The organism is Streptomyces sp. SID1328, from assembly GCF_009865595.1.
GTDB lineage: Bacteria > Actinomycetota > Actinomycetes > Streptomycetales > Streptomycetaceae > Streptomyces > Streptomyces griseoluteus.
Map to the genome: position 1 here is coordinate 1 of NZ_WWKH01000917.1, position 4895 is coordinate 4895.

The following is a 4895-nucleotide window of genomic DNA, read 5'->3' on the forward strand; positions in this document are numbered from 1 at the left end:
GACGACGATTACCCCGCCTACACGATGGGCCGGGCCGCCGAACTGATCGGTACCACGCCCGGTTTCCTCCGTGCCCTCGGCGAAGCCCGACTGATCACGCCTCTGCGCTCCGGGGGCGGACACCGCCGCTACTCCCGCTATCAACTGCGGATCGCGGCGCGCGCGCGTGAACTCGTGGACCAGGGCACGCCGATCGAGGCCGCGTGCCGGATCATCATCCTCGAGGACCAGCTTGAGGAAGCCCAGCGGATCAACGCCGAGTACCGCCGTGCCGGCGCGTCGCTCGGCCCGTCTGCCGACGCCTGAAGTGAGCGGGCCCGCCGGTTTCGGCGGGCCCTCAGGCGGCGGGTTACTTCAGGTACACGATCCCGTCCGTCGTGATGGCCGGGCGGCCGGTGGTGGCGCGGACCACGATCTTCAGCGTGTGCTTCGTGCTCGTCGGCCAGGTCTTGGTCCACAGGGCGTTGCGGTAGGCCGTGGCCGAGGACTTCAGGTCGGCGGTGGTGAGCCTGGTGCCGTCCACGTAGATGTCCGCCTGGCCGGAGGCCGACGCGCGGGAGACCACCCACGCGACCGAGCGACCGGTGAAGGTCCAGGTCAGTGAGGCGTTCTTGGTGCTGCTGCTCAAGGACTTGCCGCCCAGGTAGCTGGCGGAGGACTTGGTGGTCCAGGTGCCGGACCTGGTCGCCGAGGTCTCCTGGAGGATCACCGGGGTGCCCGTCACGGAGGCGCTCGCGGAGTTGCCGAGGGTGTCGTACGCCCGCAGTGCCCAGGCCGTGGCCGCACCGGACTTGGCGGTCTGGGCCGCGCTGGTGACCGTCGGGCCGTAGGTCCTGGCGAGCGGGGCGGTGAGGCGGGTCTCCTTCAGGGAGACGTTGTCCGCGGCCTTCCAGCCGAGGGTGAGGGGGACGGCGGTGGTGCTGACCGTGCCGGTCCGCAGCGAGAGGTTCGGCTTGGTGGTGAAGGTGGGCGCGGTGGTGTCGGCGACGACCGTCCGCGTCGCGCTGGTGGCCGTACGGCCCGACTGGTGCACCGCCTCGACCTGCACCTTGTGCGTCCCCGCCGGCAGCGTCAGCTTGGCGGAGGTGGCCGAACCGGCGACCGTCGCCGCCGTCCTGCCGTCGACCAGGACCCGGAACGACGAGATCAGCGAGGCCGGCGTCGTCGTGGACCAGCTCACCGTGAGCGGGCCGTTGGTGTACGGGGTCGTCCCGACCGTCGCCGTACCGGTGACCGCACCGAGGGTGAGGCCCGTGACGGGACCCGCGGCGAGCGTGCGGACGGTGCCGAGCGCGGCGTAGAAGGCGTCACCGGGGCACAACGTGTTGTATCCGTCCCGGTGGCCGTGGATCGCGGGGAGCGTCATCTCCTCGCCCGGCTCCCAGGTCCGCCCCGCGAGGTTCTGCCCGCTGAGCGCGGTGGTGAGGGTGACCGTCGCGTCCGGCTGCACCCCGTACTGGCCCAGCTTCCACGCGGCGAGACGCGCCACCGAGGCCATCGCGGCCATCGGGGGCGGCGAGTCGACGTATGTGCCGAGGACCGCGATACCGGTCGTCTGCGAGTTGAAGCCGTACGCGTGCGCGCCGACGACCGGCAGGTCGACCCCGCCCTTGCGGCCCTCGTAGATCGTCCCGCACTTGTCGACGACGAAGTTGTAGCCGAGGTCCTTCCAGCCGAGCCCGGTCACGTCGTACGTGTAGACCGCGTTGATGATCGACGGCGCCTCGGCGCAGGTGTAGTCGTTGGTCGAGGCGGTGTGGTGGACCACCACCGCCTTGATCTTGCCGTCGATGTACGTCGGCGCCTCGGGGCTGATGGACTCGTCGGCCTTCCACCCCGAGCGCGGGGTGATGGGCGGCCGGGGCACCGTGGAGCGCGGCGCGGCCGGGACGGACAGGGAGGGCGAGGGCGTGGCGGAGTCCGAGGGCGACGCCGAGCCGGTCGGTCCGGTGCTCCCGGTGCTCCCGGTGCTTTCGGATGCCGAGGGGGACTCGGCCGGAGGCTCCGTCGTGGATTCACCGGCCGACGGCTCGGCGGTGGTCTCCTCCGGCGGGGCGGGGTCCGTGGTGGTGCCGTCGGTCGGCTCGGACGTCGGAGTGGGGGTATCGGTGGCGACCGGCTCCTCGGTGTCGTCCGGCCCGTCCGCGACGTAGGCCGCGGGCTCGGCGTCACCGCCGGTGCTCTTCCCGCCCGCCGTGATCATGTCGAGCCGGAGCCCGGCGGGCAGCTTCGCGGTGGCCTTGCCGTTGATCCGCGCCTCGACACCGTCCGACAGCCCAACCCACGCGGGCTCGGTGCCGCCGCGTGCGGCGTTCTGCTCGCCCGCGCCCCGGTCGCTGTCCAGCAGCAGCCAGTCCGACCACTTCCCGGACCCGACGGCCCGCGACCGCACCTCGACCTTGCCGGCCAGCCTGGCGGAAGGTTTCTCCCAGCTCACCCCGAGCATGCTGAACGGCTTGGCGTCCCGCCGCGCGAGCGTCGCGCCGGTCCCGTCCCCCCGCACGTCCAGCGCGGCCGACCGCACCCGGTCCCGTACCGGGGCGGCGGCCTTCCCGTCGTGCCCGGAGTCCCCGCCGCTCACCCCCTGGACGACCAACGTCCCGCACACGGCCGCCGCGACGACCGCGCCCGTCCCCCACCAACGTGCTCTCATACCGGTTCTGGTGCCCTTCCCTGAGGTGACTGGCCGCCGGAGCCTTCACGACCCCCCCTCCCCAGGGGGATTTGGTGAAGGAGATGACCAAAGGGGCACCGTAACTGATGAGGTCATGCCATCCAGTGGCTTATACAGTTTTTTCCCTGGTCCATACCTGGCCGTGGGTTTCAGCGCCGCAGCGCACGCACGAGCCGGCCGAGCAGCACGGCGTTGCAGAGCCCGGCCAGAGCGGTACCGACGGTGAAGACCACCAGGCTCAGCGAGCCGCCCCCCATGGGTCCGGACAGCGTGATGGCGACGATGCTGAGCGGTGCCGTGGCCATGAGCGGCCAGATCCCGGCGAAACCGGGGTCGGGCGACAGGCACACGGCGTAGAGGAAGACCCCGATCGCCGCCGCGACCACCGCGAGGTATCCGCGCGAAAGCCAGTTGTCCACGGCGGGCGCCAGCAGGGCCCGCATCCGGTGCCGGGGAGGCGCGCCGGCGGATCTGGAGGCGAGGGCGCCGAGTGCGGCGGCGTTCCCGAGGGCGCCCAGCAGGAGCAGTCCCACCCAGAACCCGGTGGCCAGCACCTCGACCCCCAGGCTCCCCTCGGTACCGGGACCGAAGGGGAAGGCCGTGCCCAGGAAGGAGAGCGGCGCCGTGAGCATCATCGGGTCCAGGCCCACTTCGCTGTCCGGGAAGGCGGACATGGCCACCACGGAGACGGCGAGCACCGCGAGATAACCCCGCGAGAGCCAGTTGCCGGTGGCGAGGGTGAGGAGGCGGCGGGGGCGGATGGCGTGCGGCATCGAGATCTCCTTCGGTTCGGTGATCCCACAGTGGGGCCGCACCGCGCGCCGGGGATGAGTAGCCGTACTCATCCCCGCCCGGGCAGGGTGCACACCGGTACGGAGTACAAAGGGAGTGCCCGCCCGTGGAGCCCAGAGTCCGTAGAGCCGAGAGTCCGGAGAGCGCGTCGATGCCCTGCCCCCATGTCCTGCTGTCCGCCGCCGTCTCGCTCGACGGATACCTGGACGACACCGGCCCCGAGCGGCTGCTGCTCTCCAGCCCCGCCGACTTCGACCGGGTGGACGAGGTACGGGCCTCGGTGGACGCGATCCTCGTGGGCGCTGGGACCATCCGCGCCGACAACCCCCGGCTCCTGGTCAACTCGCCCGAGCGGCGCGCTGCCCGGGTGGCCGGGGGGCGGGCGGAGTACCCGCTGAAGGTGGCCGTCTCCGGGTCCGGCGATCTCGACCCGGCCGCCCACTTCTGGCACACCGGCGGCGAGAAGCTCCTCTACACGACCGACGCGGGGGCGAAGCGGGCCACGGCCCTCCTCGGGGACACCGCCGACGTGGTCCCGCTCGGCGCCGGCCTCGACTGGCGGGCGCTGCTCGCGCACCTGCACGACGTGCGCGGGGTGCGCCGGCTGATGGTGGAGGGCGGCGGCACCGTGCACACCCAGCTCCTCCAGCAGGGTCTCGCCGACGAACTCCAGCTCGTCCTCGCCCCGCTCTTCGTCGGCGACCCGGACGCCCCCCGCCTCTTCGGCCCCGGCGCGTACCAGGGCGGCCGGCTGCGGCTGACCGGCACCCGTCGGATCGAGGACGTCGTCCTGATGCGGTACGAGCCCACCGCCCCCGGCACCGGCCCGCTGGAGACCGCCGCCGACCGGCACTGGCTCCGCACCGCCTGCGAGCTGGCCGCGCTGTGCCCCCCCTCGGACACGGCCTTCAGCGTCGGCGCGGTGATCGTCGCGGCGGACGGCACCGAGCTGGCGCGCGGCCACTCCCGCGAGGGCGGCGACCCGGTGGTCCACGCCGAGGAGGCCGCGCTCGCCAAGCTGGACCCGGCCGACCCGCGCCTGCCCGGCGCCACTGTCTACAGCAGCCTGGAGCCCTGCGCCCACCGCGCCTCCCGGCCCGTCCCGTGTGCCGGGCTCATCCTCGAAGCGGGGGTACGCCGGGTGGTCACCGCCTGGCGCGAGCCGGACACCTTCGTCACCGCGGCCGACGGCGCGGGTGCGCTGGCGGCGGGGGGCGTGGACGTGGTGACGGTGCCCGAGTACGCCGCTCTCGCACAGCGGCCGAACGCTCACCTTCCGCACTGAGGCCCACGTCACGGCGGCGTGTGTGCGCCGGGCCCCGCGGATGACGTATGCTTGAGACACAACGACGCGGGGTGGAGCAGCTCGGTAGCTCGCTGGGCTCATAACCCAGAGGTCGCAGGTTCAAATCCTGTCCCCGCTACTGAA

Annotated in this window: 4 protein-coding genes and 1 tRNA gene; 3 read left to right on the forward strand and 2 right to left on the reverse strand. The window is 72.7% G+C overall.

What is annotated here, in order from left to right:
• Positions 1 to 306: MerR family transcriptional regulator (locus GT030_RS29620; RefSeq protein WP_161203722.1), on the forward strand; the 306-nt coding region annotated here is incomplete at its 5' end.
• Between the two features lie 43 nt (positions 307 to 349).
• On the opposite strand, the gene GT030_RS29625 is transcribed toward GT030_RS29620, so the two are convergent.
• Together GT030_RS29625 and GT030_RS29630 are read right to left on the reverse strand one after the other, a co-directional pair.
• Positions 350 to 2653 (reverse strand): N-acetylmuramoyl-L-alanine amidase, encoded by a 2304-nt coding sequence (locus GT030_RS29625; protein ID WP_161203723.1) that lies wholly within the window; start codon positions 2651 to 2653, stop codon positions 350 to 352.
• 170 nt (positions 2654 to 2823) lie between these two features.
• Positions 2824 to 3447, reverse strand: a complete 624-nt coding sequence (locus GT030_RS29630; RefSeq protein ID WP_161203724.1) for a hypothetical protein — start codon at positions 3445 to 3447, stop codon at positions 2824 to 2826.
• A 170-nt stretch (positions 3448 to 3617) separates the two neighbouring features.
• Between GT030_RS29630 and GT030_RS29635 the strand changes: the two genes are divergently transcribed.
• Positions 3618 to 4751, forward strand: coding sequence for a dihydrofolate reductase family protein (locus tag GT030_RS29635; protein WP_161203725.1), 1134 nt, complete (start codon positions 3618 to 3620; stop codon positions 4749 to 4751).
• 65 nt (positions 4752 to 4816) lie between these two features.
• Positions 4817 to 4890 (forward strand) — tRNA-Met (locus tag GT030_RS29640).
• Positions 4891 to 4895: the final 5 nt, after the last annotated feature.